26 protein-coding genes are annotated in these 23,710 nt (G+C 48.1%); 13 read left to right on the top strand and 13 right to left on the bottom strand.

The features are described 5' to 3' along the window. Window positions 1-33 precede the first annotated feature (33 nt). Window positions 34-1,311 (top strand): S41 family peptidase, encoded by a 1,278-nt coding sequence (locus AC1S5B_RS00550; RefSeq protein WP_482033771.1) that lies wholly within the window; start codon window positions 34-36, stop codon window positions 1,309-1,311. A 153-nt stretch (window positions 1,312-1,464) separates the two neighbouring features. After that, window positions 1,465-1,974 (top strand): hypothetical protein, encoded by a 510-nt coding sequence (locus tag AC1S5B_RS00545; protein WP_482033770.1) that lies wholly within the window; start codon window positions 1,465-1,467, stop codon window positions 1,972-1,974. Between the two features lies 1 nt (window position 1,975). Here AC1S5B_RS00545 and AC1S5B_RS00540 read toward each other — a convergent pair whose 3' ends face one another. The 5 genes from AC1S5B_RS00540 to AC1S5B_RS00520 all read right to left on the bottom strand — a co-directional run bounded on the left by AC1S5B_RS00540 (window position 1,976) and on the right by AC1S5B_RS00520 (window position 5,283). Continuing rightward, window positions 1,976-2,851 carry an ABC transporter permease gene (locus tag AC1S5B_RS00540; protein ID WP_482033769.1) on the bottom strand — a complete coding sequence of 292 codons (876 nt, stop codon included), beginning with the start codon at window positions 2,849-2,851 and terminating at the stop codon, window positions 1,976-1,978. Window positions 2,852-2,934: 83 nt separating this feature from the next. Next, complete coding sequence (locus tag AC1S5B_RS00535) at window positions 2,935-3,393, bottom strand: hypothetical protein (RefSeq protein WP_482033768.1); 459 nt, start codon at window positions 3,391-3,393, stop codon at window positions 2,935-2,937. A gap of 12 nt (window positions 3,394-3,405) precedes the next feature. Further along, the gene (locus AC1S5B_RS00530; RefSeq protein WP_482036587.1) at window positions 3,406-3,744 is read right to left on the bottom strand and encodes a papain fold toxin domain-containing protein; all 339 of its coding nucleotides are present in this window, start codon (window positions 3,742-3,744) and stop codon (window positions 3,406-3,408) included. A 42-nt stretch (window positions 3,745-3,786) separates the two neighbouring features. Next, complete coding sequence (locus AC1S5B_RS00525; protein ID WP_482033767.1) at window positions 3,787-4,839, bottom strand: ABC transporter ATP-binding protein; 1,053 nt, start codon at window positions 4,837-4,839, stop codon at window positions 3,787-3,789. A 111-nt stretch (window positions 4,840-4,950) separates the two neighbouring features. Further along, window positions 4,951-5,283 carry a ribbon-helix-helix domain-containing protein gene (locus tag AC1S5B_RS00520; RefSeq protein ID WP_482033766.1) on the bottom strand — a complete coding sequence of 111 codons (333 nt, stop codon included), beginning with the start codon at window positions 5,281-5,283 and terminating at the stop codon, window positions 4,951-4,953. A 139-nt stretch (window positions 5,284-5,422) separates the two neighbouring features. On the opposite strand from AC1S5B_RS00520, the gene AC1S5B_RS00515 reads away from it, so the two are divergent. Together AC1S5B_RS00515 and AC1S5B_RS00510 are read left to right on the top strand one after the other, a co-directional pair. Beyond that, window positions 5,423-6,592 (top strand): hybrid sensor histidine kinase/response regulator, encoded by a 1,170-nt coding sequence (locus AC1S5B_RS00515; RefSeq protein WP_482033765.1) that lies wholly within the window; start codon window positions 5,423-5,425, stop codon window positions 6,590-6,592. 47 nt (window positions 6,593-6,639) lie between these two features. Further along, complete coding sequence (locus tag AC1S5B_RS00510; protein ID WP_482033764.1) at window positions 6,640-7,311, top strand: response regulator; 672 nt, start codon at window positions 6,640-6,642, stop codon at window positions 7,309-7,311. 26 nt (window positions 7,312-7,337) lie between these two features. Here AC1S5B_RS00510 and pyrR read toward each other — a convergent pair whose 3' ends face one another. Continuing rightward, on the bottom strand, window positions 7,338-7,874 hold the full coding sequence (pyrR, locus tag AC1S5B_RS00505) for a bifunctional pyr operon transcriptional regulator/uracil phosphoribosyltransferase PyrR (protein WP_482033763.1): 537 nt from the start codon (window positions 7,872-7,874) through the stop codon (window positions 7,338-7,340). Window positions 7,875-7,927: 53 nt separating this feature from the next. After that, window positions 7,928-8,593 (bottom strand): cob(I)yrinic acid a,c-diamide adenosyltransferase, encoded by a 666-nt coding sequence (gene cobO / locus AC1S5B_RS00500; RefSeq protein WP_482033762.1) that lies wholly within the window; start codon window positions 8,591-8,593, stop codon window positions 7,928-7,930. Between the two features lie 598 nt (window positions 8,594-9,191). Here cobO and AC1S5B_RS00495 point away from each other — a divergent pair. From AC1S5B_RS00495 to AC1S5B_RS00475, 5 genes are all read left to right on the top strand, one after another. After that, window positions 9,192-10,067, top strand: coding sequence for a PEP-CTERM sorting domain-containing protein (locus AC1S5B_RS00495; RefSeq protein ID WP_482033761.1), 876 nt, complete (start codon window positions 9,192-9,194; stop codon window positions 10,065-10,067). A gap of 340 nt (window positions 10,068-10,407) precedes the next feature. Next, entirely contained in the window at window positions 10,408-10,989 is a 582-nt protein-coding gene (locus tag AC1S5B_RS00490) for a PEP-CTERM sorting domain-containing protein (RefSeq protein ID WP_482033760.1), read from the top strand. Window positions 10,990-11,206: 217 nt separating this feature from the next. Next, the gene (locus AC1S5B_RS00485; RefSeq protein WP_482033759.1) at window positions 11,207-12,097 is read left to right on the top strand and encodes a hypothetical protein; all 891 of its coding nucleotides are present in this window, start codon (window positions 11,207-11,209) and stop codon (window positions 12,095-12,097) included. 99 nt (window positions 12,098-12,196) lie between these two features. Beyond that, window positions 12,197-12,358, top strand: a complete 162-nt coding sequence (locus AC1S5B_RS00480) for a hypothetical protein (RefSeq protein WP_482033758.1) — start codon at window positions 12,197-12,199, stop codon at window positions 12,356-12,358. Window positions 12,359-12,872: 514 nt separating this feature from the next. After that, the gene (locus AC1S5B_RS00475) at window positions 12,873-14,075 is read left to right on the top strand and encodes a homospermidine biosynthesis protein (RefSeq protein WP_482033757.1); all 1,203 of its coding nucleotides are present in this window, start codon (window positions 12,873-12,875) and stop codon (window positions 14,073-14,075) included. An 83-nt stretch (window positions 14,076-14,158) separates the two neighbouring features. Here the strand turns inward: AC1S5B_RS00475 and AC1S5B_RS00470 are convergent, their stop codons facing one another. The 5 genes from AC1S5B_RS00470 to AC1S5B_RS00450 all read right to left on the bottom strand — a co-directional run bounded on the left by AC1S5B_RS00470 (window position 14,159) and on the right by AC1S5B_RS00450 (window position 18,311). Continuing rightward, window positions 14,159-15,493 carry a YcjF family protein gene (locus AC1S5B_RS00470; RefSeq protein ID WP_482033756.1) on the bottom strand — a complete coding sequence of 445 codons (1,335 nt, stop codon included), beginning with the start codon at window positions 15,491-15,493 and terminating at the stop codon, window positions 14,159-14,161. A gap of 49 nt (window positions 15,494-15,542) precedes the next feature. Then, window positions 15,543-15,875, bottom strand: coding sequence for a DUF2973 domain-containing protein (locus tag AC1S5B_RS00465; RefSeq protein WP_482033755.1), 333 nt, complete (start codon window positions 15,873-15,875; stop codon window positions 15,543-15,545). Window positions 15,876-15,981: 106 nt separating this feature from the next. After that, window positions 15,982-16,326 carry a DUF2605 domain-containing protein gene (locus AC1S5B_RS00460; protein ID WP_482033754.1) on the bottom strand — a complete coding sequence of 115 codons (345 nt, stop codon included), beginning with the start codon at window positions 16,324-16,326 and terminating at the stop codon, window positions 15,982-15,984. A 249-nt stretch (window positions 16,327-16,575) separates the two neighbouring features. Continuing rightward, window positions 16,576-17,238 (bottom strand): DUF3611 family protein, encoded by a 663-nt coding sequence (locus tag AC1S5B_RS00455; RefSeq protein WP_482033753.1) that lies wholly within the window; start codon window positions 17,236-17,238, stop codon window positions 16,576-16,578. Further along, window positions 17,235-18,311 carry an AI-2E family transporter gene (locus AC1S5B_RS00450; RefSeq protein ID WP_482033752.1) on the bottom strand — a complete coding sequence of 359 codons (1,077 nt, stop codon included), beginning with the start codon at window positions 18,309-18,311 and terminating at the stop codon, window positions 17,235-17,237. Before AC1S5B_RS00450 ends, AC1S5B_RS00455 begins: the two co-directional genes overlap by 4 nt. Before the next feature lie 166 nt (window positions 18,312-18,477). On the opposite strand from AC1S5B_RS00450, the gene AC1S5B_RS00445 reads away from it, so the two are divergent. From AC1S5B_RS00445 to AC1S5B_RS00430, 4 genes are read left to right on the top strand one after another with little or no spacing between them, the layout of a single operon-like run. Then, window positions 18,478-18,897 carry a DUF3110 domain-containing protein gene (locus AC1S5B_RS00445; RefSeq protein ID WP_482033751.1) on the top strand — a complete coding sequence of 140 codons (420 nt, stop codon included), beginning with the start codon at window positions 18,478-18,480 and terminating at the stop codon, window positions 18,895-18,897. Window positions 18,898-18,924: 27 nt separating this feature from the next. Beyond that, window positions 18,925-19,842: an N-acetylmuramic acid 6-phosphate etherase gene (gene murQ / locus AC1S5B_RS00440; protein ID WP_482033750.1), complete on the top strand. Its 918-nt coding sequence runs from the start codon at window positions 18,925-18,927 to the stop codon at window positions 19,840-19,842. Between the two features lie 57 nt (window positions 19,843-19,899). Continuing rightward, window positions 19,900-20,454: a 5-formyltetrahydrofolate cyclo-ligase gene (locus AC1S5B_RS00435; RefSeq protein WP_482033749.1), complete on the top strand. Its 555-nt coding sequence runs from the start codon at window positions 19,900-19,902 to the stop codon at window positions 20,452-20,454. A 52-nt stretch (window positions 20,455-20,506) separates the two neighbouring features. Then, a complete protein-coding gene (locus AC1S5B_RS00430; protein WP_482033748.1) occupies window positions 20,507-21,988 on the top strand; it encodes a RecQ family ATP-dependent DNA helicase in 1,482 nt (493 codons plus the stop codon). 33 nt (window positions 21,989-22,021) lie between these two features. On the opposite strand, the gene AC1S5B_RS00425 is transcribed toward AC1S5B_RS00430, so the two are convergent. Next, window positions 22,022-23,629, bottom strand: coding sequence for a glucose-6-phosphate isomerase (locus AC1S5B_RS00425; protein ID WP_482033747.1), 1,608 nt, complete (start codon window positions 23,627-23,629; stop codon window positions 22,022-22,024). Window positions 23,630-23,710: the final 81 nt, after the last annotated feature.

Genomic DNA, 23,710 nt, shown 5'->3' with positions numbered 1-23,710 from the left:
TTCCAATTTCATTACCGTAGCATTGGATTGAATATGCGTTCTCACTTCAGACTCACAAAAACTCGTACTTGGATTGCTGGCATTTTGGCAGCATCCCTAGTGTTGCTGGGCTGGCTGATGATTCCCATCATTTCTCAGGCGGCTTCCCCCCAAGTCAAAACCTTTGAACAAGCTTGGAAAACCGTGAATGACAACTTTTTTGATCCCAAATTTAACGGCGTAGATTGGAAAGCCCTACGCGAAAAATATGCCCTTCAAGCGGCTCAAGCTCAGTCGGCGGATGATTTGGCAGTGATGGTGAATGCCATGCTATCTGAGCTGAAGACTTCCCATACCCGCTTTTATACCCCGAACGAAACGGCATATTACCAACTGCTGGGTATTTTTCAACCGCGCAGTCGGGAACTGAAAACCTTGCCCAAGGAGATTTTTCCAAACAACAAGCTGGAATATAGCGGTATTGGCATTTTCACGAAAGCGATTGCCAACAAAACCTTTATCAGCGGCGTGTTAGAAGGCAGTCCGGCGGCGCAGGCAGGCTTACAACTGGGTGATGAACTGTTGAGTGCGGAGGGTCGCCCGTTTCATCCGGTGCGATCGTTTGCAGGCAAGGTAGGGCAAAAAGTGGTTCTCCAAGTACAACGATCAGCCAACAGCGCCCCTCAAGATATCTCTGTAACGCCTAAACTGCTTGACCCGCTGACGATGTTTTTGGATACGCAACGCGCCAGCACTCGTATCTTGCAGCAAGACAGCAAAAAAATTGGCTATGTTCACCTCTGGTCCTATGCAGGCGACCAATATCAAGAGCAGCTTGAGGAAGATCTAATCTATGGAAAACTGCGAGAGGCGGATGGGTTGGTGCTAGATCTACGGGACGGGTGGGGCGGTGCGCCCCTGACTGCGCTGAATATTTATACGGCGCGGGGTCCGAGCTTGACGAGTATTCCTCGCAGTGGCGATCGCAATGTGATCAAAGCTCAGTGGAACAAGCCCGTGGTGATGATTGTGAACGAAGGCAGCCGCAGCGCCAAAGAAATCCTTGCCTATGGCTTTCAGCAATATAAAATCGGTACGGTGGTGGGTGCAAAAACGCCTGGTGCCGTGGTTGCAGGGCGAGCGTTTTTGATGCAAGATGGCAACTTGCTCTATGTCGCGGTCGCGGATGTGTATTTAGATGGCAAACAGCGACTCGAAGGAAAAGGGGTAATCCCTGATATTGAAGTGCCAATGACGATTGAATATGCTCAAGGCAAAGACCCACAGAAAGAGAGGGCGATCGCGACCTTACTTCAGCAGCTAAAAGAATAGACGGGGCAAAGTAATTGCAGGAATTTCACCCGTAAGGGTAAGAATCAGAATCCGAAATGGTGAAGTCAAGAGGTGTTGTTTGTTTTGTAAGTCAAATGGCTAATTACAACTCAGATCCAACACTTCTCAGACCCACCTGTAAGGACATTCCTGATGAGATTCAATACCCTTTTAACCGCTGCCCTGACCACTACTTTGACCGTTGGCATAGGCGCGATCGCCCCAGCCCAAGCCGAGTCTTTTTATGCAGGCACCGCTTCTAATGGACAGTCCGTTCGCGTCGATACTGATTCGATTAATCGCGCCAGTGCCCGCAGCGTCAATTTTATTTACTATCTGGGAGAAGAGCGGATTTTTGCCCAAGCCAACTGCGATGCTCGCAACTGGACGACATTTCCCGAAAAACAGACCCAATATCCTCAATCAACCGCCACTAAAAATATGGTTAATTTTGTCTGCGATCGCACACGAAATGTTTCCACAACCTCCCGAACGGCTCGTGTGATTGATCCGCCTTCCAACGTTCGTGCCACTCCCAATGGCAGAATCATTTGCTCTCTAGGACGCACCCAAATTCAGGTGTTTGAGCCTACCGGATCGTGGTATCGCACCAACGTTTGTGGCACTAATGGATACATTCACAAAAGCCAAATTCAGTTTTAGGTTAAACAAACACACGCCGCAATCTAGGTTGGATGCTCAGCAGGGCAACGGTGGTAAAGCCTAGCAGAACTAGCAACGCCGCACCCAAGGTCACTTCGCCAAAGGGTGCCTGCATGACCACGCTGCTGAGCGACCAATTTTGGTGTAAGTAGACATATCGAATCGGTTCAATCGCGTAGCTCAAAGGATTCAGCGACGCGATCCATTGCAACCAAGTGGGCATAAAAGAAAGCGGCACTAAGGCAGTGCTAGCAAACAGCAAGGGCAAGTTAGTCACAAAAATCACCGCAATCAACTCAATGTGTCCCGGCAAAGTGAAAGCTAAGCCCAGGCTGATTGCGGTTACGCCTAAAACCAACAGCAACACAATCAACGCCATCAACGCCAAGCCGGACGCATTGGGCAACCCGGCACCTAAAACCGCGCTCACGGCGACGATCGCCACCGTTTGAATGGCGCTGAGAGTCGTAATGAAAATCGCCGAAGCCATCACAATCGAGAATCGGGAGGCAAGCGGAGCCACCAGTAAGCGATTGAGGAAGCCAAACTCGCGATCGAACATGACTGGCAAACCCGCATTCAACGCACCGCCAAAGGCAGTGAACACAATAATTCCGGCACCAATGAACTTGCCATAGCTGACGCTGCTACCTAAAAAGCCTTGAGGTGCATTTTGAAACAGTGCCCCAAATAAAATTAGCCACATCACAGGCTGAATAATGCCCGCAATCAACGTTGAAGGGCGACGCTGAAGTTGGATAAATAATCGCCGGGTTAAGGCAGTGGTTTCTTGAACAAAATCGGCAAACGAACTGGAAGGAAGCACAGAAGCATCAGGCGTTTTGCCATTCAAAGTCGAGGGAGTCAGAGTCGTCATAAATTTAACAATGATTGGGCTAAGTAACTAACTAGAGAGAATTTGAAGAATAAGGCTGAGTGGTTTGCTGAATTGTTTTTTCTCTACATTTTCTCTACCTCAGTCTTTTTCTCTACCTCAGCCTCTTTCTTTACCTCAACCATAATTGCTCCTTTTAGATCAGCCATTTCAGAGAGAGAACGTCCTCTCTTTATAGAAGGTTCGGATTGAACTTCTTCCAATTCACGGTGAGATTTGTCTACCTTGGAAGCTACAAATTCATTGAACAAGTTGAAAAAATATGCGATCGCACTTTGCTCATCTTCTGAGAAAAAAAGAATGGTCTTGTCCCAAGATTGGTCTGATGAAATCTTGAACTTTGACTGAATCCAGACTTGAAACTCTGAAAACTCTTTTTCCTCCTGGGTTTGGGGAATATCTAACTCACGCCGCGCCAAAATATAGCCTGATAGAAAAGACCGCAGATTACTGATCGCAGGCTTTCCGAGATACATAGAAGGTCTTCTTTTAATTTTTGAGATGAGTTGATAGAAATTACTCATAATGCTCCTTCCTCAAAAGCCAACTTCTGTAATCTGAAAATCCTTACCTATGTCATTGATCGGCGAATACAGGTTATTTAACCAATCTTGTCTTGAAATTCCTTGAGGATGAATGTTGTCAAAAATTAATTCTTCATTGTTTATATTGACCGCGATCGCCTCGTGCCGACCGTTCGTAGAAATATTTTGCTTAAGCACCTCATGATAAATATTACTAAAAGGATCTTCGACGCTGCCTGTAAATAACTTGATATGTTGACCGCTAATTCCTTGCTCGATCAAAAACTGTTTAATTGCTTCGGCACATTGAACACATTCAAATAGGTAAAACTCTTGCGCAAGCTTAGTAATTTACTGATGGAGTTCAAAACCATACATTATTCAAAAAATCCTTTACCGCATCTGTTTTTTGCGTTCGGATTTTTCGTCGCGGGTGCTGCTGGCGGCAATTTCGGCATCGAGCAGAGTCCGTCCAGTGGCAGCAAGATAGACATCATCCAGGCTGGGGCGGGATTGGGCAATGCCAAAAGTGGGTAGTCCGGCTTGCTGAAGCGCTTGCTGTACAGTGAGCAGCGCATCACTTTGAGGCGTGACTACCAGATTTAGGGAGTTGCTTTGCGCCGTGTTGATGATCACTTCCTGAACCGATGGTAGCGATTCCAGCAAGGATTTTGCGGTTTCGGCTTCGGCTGGGGATGTAAACTCGCGAATTCGCAGGGTGATGCGATCTCCGCCCACCTTATCTTTCAATTCTGAGGGAGTTCCACAGGCAATCACTACGCCTTTATCGATGATCGCCACCCGATCCGCCAGCATATCGATTTCTTCTAAATAGTGACTGGTGATCAAAACAGTTGTGCCCTCCTCGCGAATCCTCCGCAAAAAATCCCACACCACTAAGCGACTTTCAATATCTAAGCCGACCGTGGGTTCATCTAACACCAGCACATCGGGTTGATGCAGCAGACCTGCCGCCAAATCGAGTCGCTTTTTGATGCCGCCCGAATAGGTGCCGCTTTTTTTATTCGCGTAGTCTTGTAAACCTAAGCGCTCAATAACCCATTCAATGCGATCGCTCAAAATAGCACGGGGCAGGTGATAGAGCGCGGCTTGCAGTTGCAGTAACTCTCGCCCGGTCAGCACTTTGTCGATCGCTACCTCTTGGGCAACATATCCTAGCTTTTGCCGCGCCAGCTTGGGATGATCTAAAGCCGAAATCCCAGACACTTCCACTCTGCCAGCATCCGGTTCTGCCAATGTACATAAACACCGCAAAACAGTGGTTTTACCAGCGCCATTGGGACCCAGCAACCCAAAAATTTCTCCTGGCTCAATCTGCAACGAGACATCTTTGACTGCCTCTACTGCGCCATACTTCTTTTGTAGCTTTTCGATTAACACCGCAGGAGCCATACTCCCCCCGATTGATACAAATCTCAACTTCATTTTAATGGGGAAAGACCCATCTGAGGGTGAGATCCCTGAATAGGGAGTATTTTTGAGATCGCTTTTATGCGATCGCCCTAAAATCACCCGCCGCAGGACACCCTTTGCTTTCTATGAAAGGCTATCCGTACTAAGGGGAACCATTGTTCCTGTCAGCGTAAATCCTAAGAGCATCGCCGCATTCAAGGGAATCACTTTGCCAGTGAGGGCGCATCGTTCCTCCTGTTGGGCAGTGGCGGCGATCGTGGCGCGAATTTCTGGAAGGGAAACAGACGAGTGATATTCGCCGGATTTCTGCTGAATATAGTTCCACAAAATGTCCCGAATTAGGGCTTGATAGCCTTGATTGCCAGACAATTCTTTCAGCTTCTCTTTTAGCTCTCGTTCTAAACGAATGCTGGTGACTTCCATTTCGGTGGTGGATGTTCGGGTGAGAGTATGCATGGAGTGCCTCCGCAAAGTTTTTAGATATTTCGTACTACAATTGTAATACAACTCGCATTGGTTCAGAGTTTTTCTGTAGATTGTTTTTAGAGCAAAGTTGCAAGTTAGTCTGTTGTTGCGTTCGAGTAGTGGAAGTTGGATGAGTAGCAACGGTGGCGAGGCGAGTGTGATTTTGTTAGTGGATGATAATGCCACTAATTTAAGCATTTTGGTTCAATCGTTGAGTGCGGCGGGCTATAAAGTGCGGGTGGCTCAGGATGGGGAAAGCGCGATCGCTCAAATTCCCTACGCCAAGCCAGATCTGATTTTGTTAGACGTAATGATGCCAGGAATCGATGGCTTTGAAACCTGTCGCCGTTTGAAAGCTGCTCCCGACACTCAAGCCATTCCCGTTATTTTTATGACGGCGCTATCCGATCTTTTCGATAAGGTCAAAGGGTTTCAAGCGGGTGCGGTGGATTACATCACAAAACCTTTTGAAATCGAAGAGGCGCTAATGCGGGTGAATACGCACTTGGCGATTCAGAAATTGCAAAATCAGCTTCAAACTCAAACTGAGCAACTGCAAGCCGAAATTTGCGATCGCCAAAAAGCCCAAGAAGCCGTGCAGGTTTTCCTCCATGCCGTTTCCCACGATCTGCGAAATCCGGTTACAGGCGGGCTAATGGTGCTGAAAAGTTTGCAAAAAGAAGCAGAGGCGCAGGGGGGAGCCGTGGCGGTTTCTCGGTCAATTTTGCAAAGAATGGTTCAAAGCCACGATCGCCAGCTTGCCCTAATTAATTCCCTGTTGGAAACCCATGCGAATCAGATGAGCGGGATCACCTTGGAACGTCAACCCGTGGATCTATTTACGTTGGTTACTCAACTTGCGATCGAGTGGCAACCCCTGTTAGAGCAAGATCAATCAGTTTTACACCATCAAGTTTCCCCAGACCTCCCGCTGATTGACGCAGACTCTAACCAGCTTTGGCGTGTTTATGAAAACCTGATTGCCAACGCTCTCAAACACAATCCTCCCGGTGTGACTCTCACTTTAACGGCTGAACTTGATCCCGTCTCCCAGCCTATTCCCATGATGCGCTGCACTATTCAAGATGACGGCATCGGGATTCCCTCTGAACAATCTGCCACCATTTTTGAACTCTATAAGCGAGGAACACAAGCGCGTCGCACAGTGGGTTTAGGGTTAGGACTTTACCTTTGCCGTCAAATCATCTTGGCTCATGGTGGACAAATTGGACTCGCCAGTCATCCTGGAACGGGCGCGACTTTCTGGTTTACCCTACCGCTGTTTCAACGGGCACTATAGAGTGTGAAGTAGCATCTGTACTCACCTGTTTTTGCGGAGAATGAACTGTGGTAGACCCCGCCAAATCACCATTGCCCCTTGGTGTAAAGCCTTTACGAGTTTTGATAGTGGAAGACGACCCGATGATTCAGCTAGGGCTAGAGCGAATCTTGTCAGACTATCCGCAGTTTGAAATTGTGGAAATTGTGGAGGATGGCTTTTTGGGGGTGCGATCGGCACTGAAGCACAAGCCCGACTTGATTATTATGGATATTGGGTTGCCCCGTAAAGACGGCATTGCTGCCACCCAGGAAATTAAACAGCAGCTACCAACTGTGCGCGTGGTGATGCTCACTTCCCATACGGATGTAACTCAGGTCATGGCAGCCTTAGCCAGTGGCGCAGATGCCTATTGTGTAAAAGGAGCCAGCATTGAGCAGATGATGACTGCCATTTCTGCGGCTGAAATTGGGGCGGTATACCTCGATCCGCAAATCGCCCGAACGGTATTGGAGAATCTCAAGCCACCCGCGCCAAATATCCAGGTGGGGCATCTGACTGTACGAGAGATGGACGTGTTGAAGCTGTTGGTAGAAGGGCAAAATAATACTGAGATTGGCGAGTCGCTTTATCTCAGCCCCAATACGATCAAAACCCATGTGCGGGGAATTATGAATAAACTGGCAGTAGACGATCGCGTCCAAGCGGCAGTTGTGGCACTCCGAGCCGGATTGGTATAGCGATCGCAGCGGCACACACCGTAAAATTAAGGTTTTATCAGTTCCACGCTATCCTTCCCATCTAAATCTTGTACATATACTTTGACCGCTTCTTCACGAGCGGTGGGTAACAGCTTACCCGTAAAATCCGGGTGAATTGGCAATTGACGATGACCGCGATCGACCAAAACCGCCAAGCGCACCACCTCCGGTCTACCATAGTCTTTCACCGCTTCCAACGCAGCCCGCGCAGTGCGCCCCTTAAAAATGACATCATCCACCAACACCACTGTCTTACCCGATAAATCAAACGGGATTTCGGTTTTAGCAGGAGTGCGAATACTAATCACATCCAGGTCATCCCGATAAAACGTAATATCGATCGCTCCCAAAGGCACTGCCACCTGTTCCAGCATTTCAATCTGTCGGGCAAGCAGTTGAGCCAACGGCACCCCGCGTGTATACACTCCCAGCAACACCAGTTTTGAAAGATCTCCCGATCGCTCAATCACCTCGGAGGCAAGGCGCGTCATCGTGCGACGGATATCTTCAGCCGATAAAATTTCGATCACTTCGCTGGTCATACGCTGCATTTACCTTAGCGTTGAATACTTTCTTTACGGAGTAACTCTATTACTCAAAACTCAATTCCCGGCTGAGCTTTTACCCCTTGTTCTCGAAACGGATGTTTCACTAAGGTCATTTCGGTTACTAGATCAGCGCGATCAATTATCCTTTGGAGAGCGCCCCGCCCAGTTAAGATGATATGCGACTGCTCTGGCTTTTGGTCTAGCCCAGCCAGCACTTGTGATTCGGATAAATATCCTAGTTTTAAAGCAATGTTCACTTCATCTAAAAAGATCAGCTTAAAGTCAGGATTTGCAATGTAAGTCAAAGCTTTTTCCCAAGCTTGCTGGGCTAGTTGAGTATCTCGCTCTCGATCTTGAGTTTCCCAGGTAAAGCCTTCCCCCATGGCATGAAACTCTAGTTGAGCCGGATGATTCTCCGTCGCCCCAGTCCAATGGTTAAACGCAGCTTTTTCTGCAGGCTCCCAGGCTCCTTTAATAAACTGGATGATCGCCACTCGATAGCCATGACCCAGCGATCGCAGCACCATTCCCAGCGCGGCTGTGGTTTTGCCCTTGCCCGTTCCCGTATGCACAATCACCAATCCTTTTTCGGCAACCATCCCTGCCAACCGCTGATCTTGTACCTCCTTGCGACGCTCCATCTTCCGTTTATATTGCTCAGTCGTCAGACCAGTCGCTTCAGTCAGTTGAGGGGATTCTATAGAATCATTCATAGCAGTCGAGAAATATTTGTTAGCTGGCTCCGCTTGTTCATTAAAACACGCTCGATTTGGATGAGGAAACGATAAAGTTTGGGATGCCAAATCGATTAGGCTTTTTGTTGCTTCCTAGAGTAAGCAAGAGATTTAGCTGGCTAGACGCGTTAAGGTGCTTTTCGATTGTGCAGGCTCCTAGTGTTCTTGGTGTTTGATCGATCGCCGAATACCCTTGCAGAATATCTTTGGATCTAAGGCTTTATCTCCCCGTAATTATCCTGAGAGTTTTGTGAGATTCTCATAAAGTTATACGGAAGTCCCAGGTTATTTTGTAGGGAGAGGTATAATCGGATTGCTTTTTGCGCCGAATTGGGTTAACCCGCTAGATACCCGCCAGCTAAGCGTTATCGGGTTTATTGCACAATTGCATAATTAGCTGGAATTTTACCGTTGATATAGACAACCACCTAGCTCCGCATAAAGATATTGCATTTATCCTGCGAGATGGTTAGTGAGTTCCAAATCACCTTCTGGATGATTTGACTTATTAGACTGTGCCCAAAAGGTAAATCGCGATCGCATCCAAAGGCTAACCACTTATTGAAGGAGCTTTCTAATGTTCAATCCCTTATCCTCTGATTCATTACTGTCGAGAATTTTACCGAGTTTTGCCGCGATCGCTTCCCTTGGGTTCACTGCTGCGGTTCAACTGCCCACATCAGCAGCATCACTCACCCCAGTAAAGGTGTCGATTGTGGACGGCGACTTTGCCAACTGGGAAATATTTCACTTAACAACAGATAATCCGTATTCATCTGGCTCACCTCGCAACTTATCTACTGGTGTTGGGCTGCGCCTTGAAACGGGTGGAAATCCCGGAGCATTTCTACAACTTTTACATGCTTTTGTGTTTGAAGATACATCCTGGATTGGGGGAATCAAAACTGACTCAACTTACAATCCCATGACCAGCGGTGAGATTCTAAATTTATCTGTTACTGCTAATGCGAAGAGTTTAGGCGGTTCCTCCGCTTGGCAAGTGGTTGTAGAGCAAGCAGGTCAGCGCTATTTCTCGTTTCCCTTCGGAACTATCTCTTCTGGTTCTGGAAATTGGCTAAGTGTAAGTATCGCAAACCTGACTGCCAACAATTTTGATACGAATCCTTGGGCTGGTATGGCTATGCAGTTACCAGATGGTAATTCTCCCAACTTTAGTGCTGGAGCAGCACCCATGCAATTTGGCTTCATGTTTGGTAATCGCACACTTGCTGGCACAGGACTAAACACCTTTGGACTTGATAATTTTTCACTGACTATTAGCTCTGGCGAACCATCCTCAAACATCAATCCCGAACCATCCCTAAACATCAATCCCGAACCATCCCTAAACATCAATCCCCAATCAGAAGCGGTTCCAGAACCTGCAACCATGATGGGAATCGCTTTAGCAGGAAGTGGCCTCGCTTATTTAAAGCGCCGCCGTTCGGTATAGCCTGGTTGACCTTTAGAAAAGCAACCTATTCGTCAACTTTCAAGGGCGATTCTTTAATCCCAGAGTTTAGGAACTGAGGCTTTACTCCCCTGTAATTATCCTGAGAGTTTTGTGAAATCTCCATAAAGTTATACCGAAGCCCTAAGTTATTTTGTGAGGAGGGATATAATCGGGTTGTCTTTTTCTGCCGAATTGGGTTAACACGCTAGATGCCTGCCAGCAAAGCGTTACCGGGTTTATTTCACAATTGCATAATTAGCTGGGATTCCACCGTTGAATAGATAGTTAGCAATCCTTTCGCCTGTCTTTCCAAACCATCGATATTACAGGAGTAGCCATCATGCGTTCACTCGCCACAACCGCTGTAGCCTGCCTACTGTTAGCTCAGGGCATTTGCACCAAGGCAGAGGCAGCCAACCTCGTCAACTTAACTCAGGGGCAGTGGGAAGTTACGGGATCTGACATTCTTAACTGGAACGGTTCAGACTTGGTTTTTGAGACACAGGTCGCCAATGGTGCCGACTTTGACATCGCTGGTTACTTTGATTGGTATAGCAATGCAACCTATCGAGGACGCGAGTTGTTCTCTGGAAAGTATACTGCCAATGGCTTTTTGAATGTTAGAGGCTTTCGGCTCATCAACCCAATCGGGATTGGGTTGGGTAATTACCAAGCTGAAGTTTTAAGTCCATCACAAATTGGCAATGGAACTTGGGGCGGCTCGAATATTTTTAGTGGGAGATGGTTCGCCACAAATTTGACAGCGGTTCTAGAACCGGATTTACCGTCGGATTCACCACCGAATTTACCACCGGCTGCCGCTGCCGTTCCCGAACCTAGCTCCATGCTCTTGCTCAGTAGCGCGGCACTGGTTGGCACCATCTTTAAACGTTATACCCATCTTCGCGAATCTAAGCGCTAAGCCGTTTGATTGTCAGTGCATTCAAGCGTTACTCATGCCACGGAGCAGCTAATTATCTATTCATTGATTAAGTGGCAATTCGCCTTTTTGCTTGCTGCTCTATAGCGTTAGCTGCTTCTCTATTTGGTTATTTGAGGTGACGGGTTTGAAATTGATTATGAATAGTGTGGTTCATACTTTGGGGCTTACTTGTAGCAATGATTTGGACGAAATTAGGATGAACAGATTAACTTCTCTCTTGATTACTGGCGTTTCCATTTTTGCGGGTAGTTTTGTAGCGATGCCAGCGCAAGCCTCATTGCAGGGTGACTTACAGAGGGGGCAAACCCGCTATCTAGAAGTCAGCTTCGAGCCAGGGACATACCTTGTTTATGTTCTTGCAACAGGAGATACTTCAGAGGCATCCTTTTCGATGTACGAGACCAATGGGAAGTTGATCAAGAAATCTTCTCAACTTCCTTCGGCTTTGCAAATTCGTACAAAAAGAACTGCACTTGACAAAGGAACTGCATTTGACATTCAGCGATCGCAAACTGTCCATTTTTGGGTTCGTATGGACACTTGTAAAGGGTTGTGTGGTTTTGGCATCGTTCCAGTTAAAGTTAACTCTGGCAAGATGGATGTTGTGAACCTTCCCTCTAAAGTTCTAAGCAAACGTCCATCCTACAACCCCTCCAATTCAAAGCCTTCTAAACCTAGTACAGAGCGCACTAAGCCTACTGATACAGCTATTGCTGTCAAGAGCAGCCAACATGTGTTTCAGACGGATAGCCATGTCGATACGGGTCTATCCGTGAATTCTGGAGACAAGATCAAAGTCGAGGCAAGCGGCAGAATACGATTTGGATACTTTGCGGGGTCTGGGGGACCTAAAGGCATCATCCTTAGCCCAGAGTACAATTATTTTGTAGATATTCCGCACGGTCAACTCATGGGACGGATCAGGCGGTTTGGAGCGCGGGAGTTGGATGGTTGGTTTGCGATCGGTACAGGAGGAGAATTCGTCGCCAGATCGCAAGGAGTTTTAGAGTTTGCAGTGAATGACAATCGACCAGGAGATAACGCTGGAGGCTTTCGCATTGAAGTCACGATTGAACCAGTGAATTAATTGAGCCTATTCGCACCAATCATGCGGGAACACTTTATTGGATATAGCTAAGGAAAATCATCCTTCCGAAGCGAGAGAGCCTAAAGTATTGGTGTTAAAATGACAAAGCCGATACAACAAGGTAAGCGAAAAGCGTTGAAGTTCTTTTCTTTAACCCGATACCAACTACTTTGGTATTTGGAAACGAAGCTTAAGCGGAAGCGGCAGTGTGATCCCGCCCTCTCGTGGGTCGATCGCTGTGAAGCACCCAGTATGACCTGATCGACCTGTTAAGTTAAAGTTCGTCCGCTGTTGAGTCGATGGTATGAGCCGATTGGTTGTTTACCCGCCTCCAGCCTAATGAACTGGGTCGATCATGGCTTTTGCAGAGAATTTTTACTGAATTAGTGGATCAAGTATTCGCTTGATTGTGATGCTCTAAAGCTGATACTCAGCCGATGACTGTTTACTTGCAAAGCAAACTAGCCAGTCAGTGGTTAGAGATTTGTGGCAGAGGGTATAGAAGTCCTTGCTTGGATACTTGAAATCGGCGCTGTTGATGTTTCCAGAGATGGCGCACGAAACTGGCTGAAGCCTAGGCGAAGGTTGGGGATGCAATCTTTTGCGAACTGACAAGTCAGCGCTTTTCTACTCCCATTTAGTTAAACAGTTAGCACTATGGCTTGCAAAAGTTATGGGTACTGACGTGATTCTCTGTGAGGTTCTCAGCACCATTGAGTGCTGTTTATTCATTTACTTGCTTCTTTATGCCGTTTACACCGTTTGGAGTTCAAAAATGTCAAAATTGCTCAGCCATAAAATTACACCCTCCCCCATGCCTGCGGAGATTAGTGTTGTCGATTTAATTGATGGCTACTTTACGGCTTATAACTCGGCTCGGCTACGCGAGATCTGTCAACTGCTGACTCGTGAAGTCATGAAAGAGGGCGTTACGGTTGCACTAAGCCTTTCGGGTGCCATGACTCCTGCTGGATTTGGAGTGTCGGTTTTAGCACCGCTGATGCGACATGGGTTTGTTGATTGGATTATCAGCACGGGGGCAAACCTTTACCACGATATCCACTATGGGCTAGGGCTGGATCTATTTGCCAGCAGTCCATTTTTAGATGACGTGAAGCTGCGCCAAGAGGGACGCATTCGGATTTACGATATTGTGTTTGACTATGATGTGCTGCTGGAAACGGATGCCTTTATCCGAGAAATTTTGTGGGCTGAGCCATTTCAACGACGCATGAGTACCGCAGAATTTCATTATCTGTTGGGCAAGTATCTGCACGAAGTGGAGAAGCAAGTCGGGGTCAAAAATTCTTGTCTATTAGCGACTGCTTATGAATGTGGCGTGCCGATTTACACGTCCTCGCCCGGTGATAGCTCGATTGGGATGAATGTTGCCGCGATCGCCCTAGAAGGCTCCAAGCTAATTATCGATCCATCGCTAGATGTGAATGAAACTGCCGCGATCGCCTATGCGGCTCGTGATACGGGCAACCCTGATTTAGAAGGCAAAAGTGCAGCACTCATCATTGGTGGTGGCAGTCCTAAAAACTTCTTGCTGCAAACCCAACCCCAAATTCATGAAGTGTTGGGTCTAGAAGAGCGGGGACACGACTACTTTATCCAAGTGACCGATGCCCGTCCTGATACGGGTGGCTTGTCGGGTGCAACACCGAATGAAGCGGTAAGTTGGGGCAAAGTTGATCCCGAAGAACTGCCGAACACAGTTGTGTGCTACACCGACAGCACGATCGCCCTGCCGATTATGACGGCTTACGTGATCAACCAATGTGCGCCGCGTCCTCTAAAGCGGTTATATGACCGTCGAGCGGAAATGGTGGCAACACTCCAGCGCGACTACTTGGCAGCAAAGGCAGATCCCGATCGCTTCGTTGCTTCTCCAGTCGCAATGACATTGGAAGAAACGCCAGCCCGAAAACCCGTTGTTGCAACCTATCCCTGCGGCACTCCGAGGAGAGCATAGGGAACAGGTGCCGGGTGTCAGGGGACAGGGGTTAGAGTAGGGTTTTCTCATCACTCTAAAACCCGAAACCTGACACCCAAAACCTATTCCTCCTGTTTAATATTTTTAAACCGCTCTTTGGCAGTGGCAAAGGATTCTTTCATCACCTGTTGAATCCGTTTTGGGTCTGGCTTTTTACCGCCAATCACATCACCAAAATAGACACAGGTTGCTTCGCCCAGTGCCCATGTATAGGCTGCTGCCCAAGAGGCAGCGATGACGCTGCCAAAACCGGGGATAAATTTAATCAGTTCGCGCGCGATCGCTTGGGCTGCAAAGCCACCGGCGATCGCGCTGACGATGCCCCCAGCCTGAGCAGGTGATAAGGTTTGCCCATACAGTTGTCCCAATAGCACCACCATTGAGCCTTGCATTGCGGTGAGTACGGGCATAGTTGCAAAGGGCAGTGGAACTGCTGCAACAGTAGCTGCCATCACTGAAAACGGTAAAATATACCGCCTGCCAGCATCACGATAAAGGTTGCCTAGTTTCTTGCCTGCTTCGTCGTCGAGCAGTTGATGAATTGTGCGAGATTCTGCTTCTGGCAATAGCTCCGTTAAGCCATCCCGTAGTGCTTCCATGCCGTAAAAAATAGGGGTATAGCCATCTTCTTCTAAGGTGAAGTCGAGCAAAATTGCGCGATCGCACAATCCCGTAAAGGCTTGCTGGATAGCATCAAATGCCCGATTCACTTCTGCAAAGGTGGGTGGATAGTCGGGATGATTTTCAAGACCGGATGGATATAACTCATGCAAACAAGTTACCGCCAGCAAACAGGGTACTTCAGGATGAGTCTGCCTTAACTGTTGGGCAACTTGCTTGAGGCTATCGATCGCAAAGTCTGTGATTTTGACGGTTAAAATCAGCACACGGGCACGACGGCGATCGATCTGTAGCTCCTCAGTTAGCTCTTGAATAATCGATTGCGTTGCCTGGTTAATGTCTCCCAAACCCACCGTATCAGTAAAAATTAACAGCGGCAGATCATTGGTCGGGTAAGCATAGCGCTGAGTGTGCTGAGTATGAGGGCGAAATCCTTGACCCACGACTTCCGCAGAAACGCCCGTTAGCCCCCGCACGATTGAGCTTTTTCCTGCTTGGGTCTTACCAATTAAGATTGCTTCTGTAGTGGGTAATTCTGCTCGAACGGTTTCTAAAATGTCTGCAACTTGGGATTCACTCACCCCAAACCATTGCCCTACACCTTGAGTCAACTGTTCGACGGGCAAGGTTTTTTTCAAGCGATTGCCCACTGCACCTAAACTATTTCTGATCTGATGTCGGAACGAGAAAAAGCCAGAGGGTGCGTTCTCTGCATCCACTGGCTCTATGTCGGAGACATCGTTTAAGTTAGAATCGGTATCCGATTGCTCAGTCATTTGCAATCTATCGCTAAAGGCAAAAGGTTTGAACAGGTCTTATCCTTCACTAAAGCTCTTCGCGAGGTTCGCGATTTGCACTGCTAGAGCCGGGAGACGCTTCATAGAGTGCATCTAGCTGTTCACGGGCATCTTCAACCGTAATGGAGCGCATCACCAGCAGCGGCTCGTTGACAATATTGCCAAACTCATCCAGCAGTTCAGGATGAGGGACGGTCTTGGGTGTACTTCCAGAGGGCGATCCCCCATAAAAAGCTGCGTTTGCAGGTGAATAGGAACGCTGCGATTCCATCCCTAATGTCATCAAATTACGAAACAAATTGGCGATCGCCAAAACAGCCAGTACGGTAAAAGCAATAATGTAAATAAAGTGTAATATCATGGCGCTTTTCAACTCTAAGAGGCTCTAACTGTAAAGACGATGTATTAACTAACCTAAGGAGAATTGCGAATAAAACCGACCTCTAGGTCTATACATTTATTTTGCCCTATTCCTGAGACTCTATTTGAATCGAGTGTGAAGATCCCGCTAGACGATGGCGATGAAAAACCTGCCAGCACTCAGAAACTAAATGATGCCATGGGGCAAGCACTGAAGTTTCAATACCAGCCTGTCCTCCAATTGCCTTGAATAGAGACTGGGCTGCACTGACTTCTAACTGAGCTTGAGCAACTCTAGCCAGCAAGTCCGCCTGATGCTCTGCGGTTAAGAATGAGATTTCAGTGGATTCTAAAAATGTGCGCGATCGCCCAAACCAATATTGAAAATCTTCTAACAGTGGCTCTAGCAAAGACTTGAGCAACTCAGACTCTGATGAATTATAGGAAGGCATTGAACAAGCAAAATGAATATATTTATGGGAATATCTTAGCGCCTTTTAAGGTTCTTAACCTTTCTTTACTTTATTCTAGCCTAGAAACTTTTTCTAGAAGGTTAATGCATAGAGTAGAGAAATTAGGCTGGTAGCTTGCCAAGCTATCCCGGTCAGTTTAAGAGAAACTGAATTTAAGCTTAGTGATTCAGTTAGTTTGTCTAGCCGCCTTGATGGTTTGACGGTTTCCACTCTTTTTAGAGTAAACGGTTAATCAGATGAGTTGCGATGTTGTCCCACTTGATAGAGGAGCAATAACGACACAATTACGCCTACTAATCCAGCGGCGATCGCACATACCATGGCTTGAATGGCGATGATGTTAGACGGTGTGATCAAGGCTCCCGGTGCCATCACTGTTCCCGCTTGTTGGGGAGCAATCACTGTTGCCCCTTGCGGTAACGTCATCATTCTGAAGGTCAATTCTCCCACTCGTGATAAAGCAATTGTGACGGCGATCGCCATAATGCTGAGGTTGGCAACCAGTCCTAACCGCAGATCGTGGATTACCTGAGATTTGGCGGGTCGCAGATCTCGAATCTCGATTTTATTAGCGAGTTGGGTATAGCGAAAACACCAATAGATGCTGAAGAGCAAAATGATCAAACAGGCGATCGCCAGCCATAGCCCCAAAGAAAACCCCATCTGCCGCTGCGTAGGGCTAAACAACACTGTAGTTACCACTACAAAAATTGGAATAAACCCCAGCAGAGCTTGGAGACAAAAGCCAATCCAGCCGAGCGATCGCAGCGATCGGGCAATCTGTTGGGGAGTGGAGTTCACTGTTTCAAGGTTGAGAAAATCGAACATAGACTGAGATCCTTTAACGAAATAGACACTGCCAAGTGGAGCAAGCACAGGAATCACATTCATCCAGATTGTTCTGATCGCGGATCAACAATGGATAAATCTGCTGCTAATGAGGGCGTTGGGTCTTCCTGCGCTGCTCGTATCCAGGCGGCAATCATGCCTGCGATCGGAATGGATAGAAAAACTCCCAACAATCCAGCAACCCGTTCGCCAATAAACAGCGCCAGAAATAAGAGAACTGGGTTCAATTCCAGCGCTTCTCCCATGACTTTAGGATGCACAAAGTTATCCTGAACTTGTTGAAGCACCATACACGCAATCACCACTTTCAACGCCATTTCACCGCCTTGAGACGCAAAAACTAATAGGCTAATGACTAGCACTCCAAGGGTTGCTCCAATTCCAGGGATGGCATCTAGCACCCCAATAATTACTGCCAAAATCAGGGAATACTTAACGCCCAAAATCGAGAAAATCGCAAAACTGACGATCGCAAGAAACAGCATTAACAATAGTTGTCCGCGCAAGAAACCGAGAAAGCTTTGGCGGAACGTTTGGGCAAAGCGATCGCGCGAACCGATTGGCACTAGCTGAAGAGCTAAATGCCATAACTTATCCCCATCAATCAGCATATACAAACTGATGACTGCCCCAAAAATCCCCACGAAGACACTGGAAAACAGACCTTGCACCAAGCCCAAACCGGAAGCCAAACCAGTTTGAAGTGTGCCAACAATTTTGCTAAGGTCGAGTTGATCCAGGAAACTGCGGAACGGCAACAAGCTCTTCTGATTTAAACCTTCCCTAAGATTCACTAACAAGCTTTGCCCTTGGTTCAGCACTTCTAGCCCGACTAAGGTCGTCATTCCCAGCAATAATGCGACTGCTCCAAGAAAAACAACTGCGATCGCGATTCCTCTGGGCAAATAACGCGATAGCCAAACCACTGGATAGTTCAATAGTGCAGCGAAGATGCCTGCGACGGTGAAAAGTGCGATCGTGCTATAGAAATAGTTAATGAGTAAAACGGTCACCCAACCACAGCCAAAGAGCAAAAGGTAGCGCAGCAAAGCAGAATTATTTAAGGTTTGCCATAGGTTAGGTGATGGCTGAGCAGAGGGTGGCAAACGCATCATTAATTCTCCTGTTTAGATTCAGCTATGCTCCATAGCTCAAAACTAATCATACGTGTTGGATACCGCTTAGTTGAATAGAGCGACAACCCTAACGGCTGATAGATTTTAGTGCGGGTGTAAATCTCCAGTAAAATTGGAGAGTGCTACTTTGAAAATTACTAAAATTATGCGTGTATTTATATTGTTGTTTAATGCAGGAACCAATAATGAAGGTCTGCATAGCCTACAAATGGGTGAGCATAATGTTGTATTGATGTTTGAGGAGGAAGATGATGCAACTCGCTATGCGCTATTGCTAGAAGCACAAGACTTTCCAGTTCCAACCGTGGAAGCGTTTGACCAAGAAGAAATTGAGGAATTTTGCCAGAGTTCTAGCTACCAATGTCAAATTGTCCCCAGAGGATTTGTGCCCCAATCTGACGCAGAACGGCTCCTCCTCGCGCCCCCCGAAACAAATGTGGACGACGCTGAGTGGCAAATTAACCGTCATCCCGTTGAGAGTCAAGACAACTTAGATGAGTCCGATAGCACCATACCTCAAGATGCTTTGGAACAGATTCGGCGACAGTTGGAAGGATTGCTGTAAGCAGTACAAAAGTATTAGGACGATCGCATGAAGGATTTGCAGGAGCGCGGTTATCTGTTGACGGAGCAGGCAAACCCAAATAGCGACAATTTAGACCAGCGATCACCATTGGAACTCGTAGATTTATTTGTTCAGGAAGATGCAAAAACTATTGCCGCGATCGCTCAGGCGCGTGAAGAGTTAGCAGAAACCATCACTCGAACGGCGGCGGCACTGCGAAAAGGGGGGCGTTTATTTTATATTGGTGCCGGCACTAGCGGGCGATTAGGGGTATTAGATGCGGCAGAATGTCCGCCTACTTTTTGTACTTCACCGGAGCAAGTGCAGGGGATTATTGCAGGCGGCGCGGGTGCATTGGTTCGCAGTTCTGAAGGATTGGAAGACCGCCCAGAAGATGGGGCAAGCGCGATCGCCCACCATCAGATCACTTCTCAGGATATCGTCATTGGCATTACCGCAGGTGGCACCACTCCCTATGTTCACGGCGCATTGCAAGCTGCCCGACAGCGAGGCGCTACGACGGTTTTCATTGCTTGTGTTCCCACCGCTCAAGTGCCTGCCGAGGTTGATATTGATATTCGCTTGTTGGTGGGAGCCGAAATTCTTGCAGGCTCCACCCGCCTCAAAGCCGGCACCGTCACCAAACTTGCCCTAAATATTATTTCCACTGGGACGATGGTGCAATTGGGCAAAGTGTATGGAAATCGCATGGTGGATGTAGCGGTGACGAACACCAAACTCCACGATCGCGCCCTCCGCATTCTTTGCGACCTCACTGACCTCACCCGTGAAAACGCAGGTTTTTTGCTAGAACGCAGCGATCGCAATGTCAAGCTTGCTTTGTTGATGCACTGGACAGGATTGGAAAAGGACGCAGGCGATCGCTTGCTCAGTCAGCATCAGGGAAATTTGAGAACTGCGGTACAAGCCGTTAAAGATAAGTAGGTGTCAGGGGTCAGGAGTCAGCAAAAAATCAAAAACCCGAAACCTGGAACCTGAATCGTGGATAAGAAAGAACTGCGGCGATCGCTACTTAAAACTCGTCAATCATTATCAATAGAAACTTACCAGCGTCAAAGTTTGCAACTTTGTGAACATCTAAAAGCATCGCAGTTATTTGTCAATGCAAATCTGGTTTTGGCATACTTTAGCATTCGTCAAGAACCCGATTTGAGTTCATTATTTGCACTGCCTAAAACTTGGGGATTTCCCCGCTGTGTAGATGCTGAACTGTCTTGGCATGAGTGGTCATCTAATAATTCCTTGCCTTTACAAAAAGGGGCGTTTGGCATTTTAGAACCCCATGCTGATTCGCCCATGATTCAACTCGATTTAGTAGATTTAATTTTGGTGCCTGCGGTTGCTTGCGATCGCCAAGGGCATCGTTTAGGGTACGGCGGTGGTTTTTACGATCGCCTATTTAGCAGCCCTCCCTGGAATCAAAAACCTACCATTGGCATTGTGTTCGACTTTGCCTACCTGCCCACTTTGCCCAACGATCCTTGGGATCAGCGCTTGCAAGCTGTTTGCACCGAATCTGGATTATTCTTCTGTTGAGTTTGTTGGCTTGGGGGGGAACTCTGAAGTTAATCCAGGGTGCCTCACGACTATGACCATTCAACCGATCAAACGCTCTAGTCAGCCAGTTAACCAGACAACCATTCAAGCGACGCTTCAGCAAATTTGGGGATATTCCAGCTTTCGTCCTCCCCAAGGAGAAATTGTTAACTGTTTGTTGCAAACTCGCGATGCGCTGATTATTTTGCCTACGGGCGGTGGCAAATCAGTTTGCTTTCAGCTTCCGGCGTTGATGCAGTCCGGTCTAACGCTGGTCGTATCGCCACTCGTGGCATTGATGGAGAATCAAGTCCAGGAATTGCATCAGCGCGATCGCCGCTTTCAACAATCTGTGGCGCTGTTGCATAGTGAACTGGCGCGATCGCTCTCCAGACAAACTCTTTGGGCTTTGGAGCATCAGCGGTTGCGCTTACTTTACCTGTCTCCCGAAACCTTGCTGAGTCCGCCAGTTTGGGAACGATTGTGCAAACCAGAGTTGAAAATTAATCGGCTAATTTTAGATGAAGCTCATTGTTTGGTGCAGTGGGGCGATACGTTTCGTCCGGCATATTATCGCTTGGGAGCGGTGCGTTCAGCGTTGGTGCAAACTAAACCAGCGGGTAGCCGAATTGCCATCGCTGCGTTTACCGCTACGGCTGATCCTGTTGCTCAGCAAACGATTCAGCGGGTTTTGCAACTCAACCAACCCGAATTTTTTCGCCACAATCCCTATCGTGCCAATCTCAGCCTCATGGTACAAGTTGTATGGACACCGCGCCAACGACGATCGCGCCTACTCCAGTTCATCCAAGCGCACCCCCAACAGTCGGGCTTGGTGTATGTGAGATCGCGGCGAGACGGTGAAGAACTGGCGGAATGGCTGACCCAACAAGGATTTTCCACAGCCGCCTATCATGCCGGACTGTATGCAGGCGATCGTCGCCAAATTGAGCAAGATTGGATCGCCAACACCTTGCAATTTGTCATCTGTACAAGCGCGTTTGGCATGGGCATTAATAAGCCCGACGTGGGCTGGATTGTGCATTTCCATGCGCCGCTGCTGCTGTCTGAATATGTGCAGGAAGTGGGACGCGCCGGACGAGATGGCAACCTCGCCCATGCCCTCACCCTGATCAGCGAACCGACCGGATGGCTTGATCCCCAAGACAAACAGCGCCGACAATTTTTTGAAACCCAAACCCAAAAGCACTATCGCACCGCCCAAGCACTCGTTGGCAACTTGCCGTTGCAAGGTGAAGTCAGCGCTATCAGCAAACAGTTTCCCGGAAGTGCGATCGCCCTTTCCCTACTCCATCAAATAGGCTGCTTAAAGTGGACTGATCCCTTTCACTATGCGCTTCAGCCCGGAGCAAAATCGCCGAAATTTAGCCAGTCCAATATCACTGCCGCTCAGCAAATGACGGACTATCTGCACACAAAAGCGTGTCGCTGGCAGTTTCTGCTCAACGCTTTTGGATTCACCCACGAAGCTCAAGCCTTCCGCTGTGGTCATTGCGATAATTGCCAAGGATAAGCGATCGCCCATCCTTGGCAGTTTTTTAACACCCTAATTAGCAGAAACGGTGAGGCTAGAAGGCTTAGCGCGATCGCCCTGTAGTTGAACGCCGCGATCGTTTGCCTCGAGGTGCCGCAGAATTTTGTAGATCGTTTCGATCTCATCGGATGCGCCTGCCTTAGCCGCTACCTCAGTTAAGGAAATCGGCTGATTTGCATCCTTGAGGGCGGCGATCGCCCGTGCTTGCAAATCCAGCACCGAAGCGGCGGCTTTTTTGCCGGCTTCAACTCCCGGCTGATGATAGGCATTGACATTCACTAGGGACGCATACAGCCCGACCGCCCGTTCATAGAGCGCAATCAACATGCCCACGGTGTAAGGTGTCACTTCGGAAATAGTGATAGTAATCGAACCGCGTAGGTTGTCGTATAAAGCGCGGCGGGTGCCTTGCAGTAACCCAGAGAGATAATCGCCCGATGTGACTCCCGGCTCTACTTCCATAGAGTCTCCTTCACGGTCTTTCAGCACTTCAATGAAGGTGGCAAAAAAGTTGGGAACTCCTTCCCGTAGCTGCTGAACGTAAGCGTGTTGGTCGGTAGAGCCTTTATTGCCATACACCGCGATTCCCTGGTTAACGACCTTGCCACCCAAATCCGTTTCCTTGCCCAAGGACTCCATGACCAATTGCTGAAGATAGCGCGAGAACAAAAGCAAGCTGTCCTTGTAGGGCAAGATCACCATATCTTTTTCACCCTTGCCATTTCCGGCATAGTACCAAGCGAGAGCGAGTAAGGCGGCGGGATTTTGCTTCAGGTCGGGAATGCGGGTGGCACTGTCCATATCTTTGGCTCCCTGCAAGATAGCGCGCACGTCAATGCCTTGCAAACACGCTGCCAGCAGACCCACCGCCGAAAATTGAGACGTGCGCCCTCCCACCCAATCAAACATAGGAAACTCAGCCACCCAGCCTTCCAACCCGCCCAATTCATCCAGCTTACTGCCCTGCATGGTGATGGCAACGGCATGTTTGGGGAAGTTCAAGTTTTGCAATTCGTAGGCGCGTTTGACTTCTAACATGCCGTTTCGGGTTTCGGGGGTGCCGCCAGATTTGCTGGTGACGATGACCAAGGTGCTTTTCAGGCGATCGCCCAGTTTACCCAATACCCGATCAATCCCAGCGGGATCAGTGTTATCAATGAAGTGAATCGGCATGGGAGAATCCAGCGGCGACAGCGCCTCCCCCACAAACTGCGGTCCTAAGGCAGAGCCGCCAATGCCAATGGACAGAATATCGGTAAAGTGGGTGGCTTCGGGCGGAACAATTTCACCTGCGTGAACGCTCTGGGCAAAAGATTCAATCCGCTTGAGAGTGTCGGTAATTTCCTGACCCAGTGACATCGGGGCAAGATCGGGATCACGCAGCCAATAATGACCCACCATGCGGTTTTCGTCGGGGTTAGCGATCGCGCCCCCTTCCAACGCCGCCATCGCTTGAAATGCCTGCTCAAATTTAGGGTTCAGCGACTCTACAAACGAGTCTGGGAATTGTATCCGGCTAATATCCACATACAGCCCCAACCCCTCGTTGTAATAGAGCCACTCTTCGTAACGTTTCCAGAGTGCTTGAGTGTCCATCTCTTTACTTACACTTGCAACCATAATGACGCTACCGCATTGTTTCAACGTGTTTGACAAATCAGCCCACTGTTCTACTTCGCTTGCCTAAATCTATTGTGCGAA

It is taken from the genome of Leptolyngbya sp. CALU 1928, assembly GCF_056784215.1.
The sequence above is the reverse complement of the archived record's forward strand: the minus strand, read 5'-3'. Positions and strand labels throughout refer to the sequence as shown.

Excerpts from the sequence above, each read along its gene's own strand:
- AC1S5B_RS00450 (WP_482033752.1), bottom strand. The coding sequence starts at position 18,311 with ATGATGCGTTTGCCACCCTCTGCTCAGCCATCACCTAACCTATGGCAA.
- AC1S5B_RS00550 (WP_482033771.1), top strand. The coding sequence starts at position 34 with ATGCGTTCTCACTTCAGACTCACAAAAACTCGTACTTGGATTGCTGGC.
- AC1S5B_RS00460 (WP_482033754.1), bottom strand. The coding sequence starts at position 16,326 with ATGCCTTCCTATAATTCATCAGAGTCTGAGTTGCTCAAGTCTTTGCTA.
- pyrR (WP_482033763.1), bottom strand. The coding sequence starts at position 7,874 with ATGACCAGCGAAGTGATCGAAATTTTATCGGCTGAAGATATCCGTCGC.
- AC1S5B_RS00475 (WP_482033757.1), top strand. The coding sequence starts at position 12,873 with ATGTCAAAATTGCTCAGCCATAAAATTACACCCTCCCCCATGCCTGCG.
- murQ (WP_482033750.1), top strand. The coding sequence starts at position 18,925 with ATGAAGGATTTGCAGGAGCGCGGTTATCTGTTGACGGAGCAGGCAAAC.
- AC1S5B_RS00455 (WP_482033753.1), bottom strand. The coding sequence starts at position 17,238 with ATGAATGTGATTCCTGTGCTTGCTCCACTTGGCAGTGTCTATTTCGTT.
- AC1S5B_RS00430 (WP_482033748.1), top strand. The coding sequence starts at position 20,507 with ATGACCATTCAACCGATCAAACGCTCTAGTCAGCCAGTTAACCAGACA.
- AC1S5B_RS00495 (WP_482033761.1), top strand. The coding sequence starts at position 9,192 with ATGTTCAATCCCTTATCCTCTGATTCATTACTGTCGAGAATTTTACCG.
- AC1S5B_RS00540 (WP_482033769.1), bottom strand. The coding sequence starts at position 2,851 with ATGACGACTCTGACTCCCTCGACTTTGAATGGCAAAACGCCTGATGCT.
- AC1S5B_RS00545 (WP_482033770.1), top strand. The coding sequence starts at position 1,465 with ATGAGATTCAATACCCTTTTAACCGCTGCCCTGACCACTACTTTGACC.
- AC1S5B_RS00490 (WP_482033760.1), top strand. The coding sequence starts at position 10,408 with ATGCGTTCACTCGCCACAACCGCTGTAGCCTGCCTACTGTTAGCTCAG.
- AC1S5B_RS00525 (WP_482033767.1), bottom strand. The coding sequence starts at position 4,839 with ATGAAGTTGAGATTTGTATCAATCGGGGGGAGTATGGCTCCTGCGGTG.
- AC1S5B_RS00480 (WP_482033758.1), top strand. The coding sequence starts at position 12,197 with ATGACAAAGCCGATACAACAAGGTAAGCGAAAAGCGTTGAAGTTCTTT.
- cobO (WP_482033762.1), bottom strand. The coding sequence starts at position 8,593 with ATGAATGATTCTATAGAATCCCCTCAACTGACTGAAGCGACTGGTCTG.
- AC1S5B_RS00425 (WP_482033747.1), bottom strand. The coding sequence starts at position 23,629 with ATGGTTGCAAGTGTAAGTAAAGAGATGGACACTCAAGCACTCTGGAAA.
- AC1S5B_RS00520 (WP_482033766.1), bottom strand. The coding sequence starts at position 5,283 with ATGCATACTCTCACCCGAACATCCACCACCGAAATGGAAGTCACCAGC.
- AC1S5B_RS00470 (WP_482033756.1), bottom strand. The coding sequence starts at position 15,493 with ATGACTGAGCAATCGGATACCGATTCTAACTTAAACGATGTCTCCGAC.
- AC1S5B_RS00535 (WP_482033768.1), bottom strand. The coding sequence starts at position 3,393 with ATGAGTAATTTCTATCAACTCATCTCAAAAATTAAAAGAAGACCTTCT.
- AC1S5B_RS00515 (WP_482033765.1), top strand. The coding sequence starts at position 5,423 with ATGAGTAGCAACGGTGGCGAGGCGAGTGTGATTTTGTTAGTGGATGAT.
- AC1S5B_RS00465 (WP_482033755.1), bottom strand. The coding sequence starts at position 15,875 with ATGATATTACACTTTATTTACATTATTGCTTTTACCGTACTGGCTGTT.
- AC1S5B_RS00485 (WP_482033759.1), top strand. The coding sequence starts at position 11,207 with ATGAACAGATTAACTTCTCTCTTGATTACTGGCGTTTCCATTTTTGCG.
- AC1S5B_RS00445 (WP_482033751.1), top strand. The coding sequence starts at position 18,478 with ATGCGTGTATTTATATTGTTGTTTAATGCAGGAACCAATAATGAAGGT.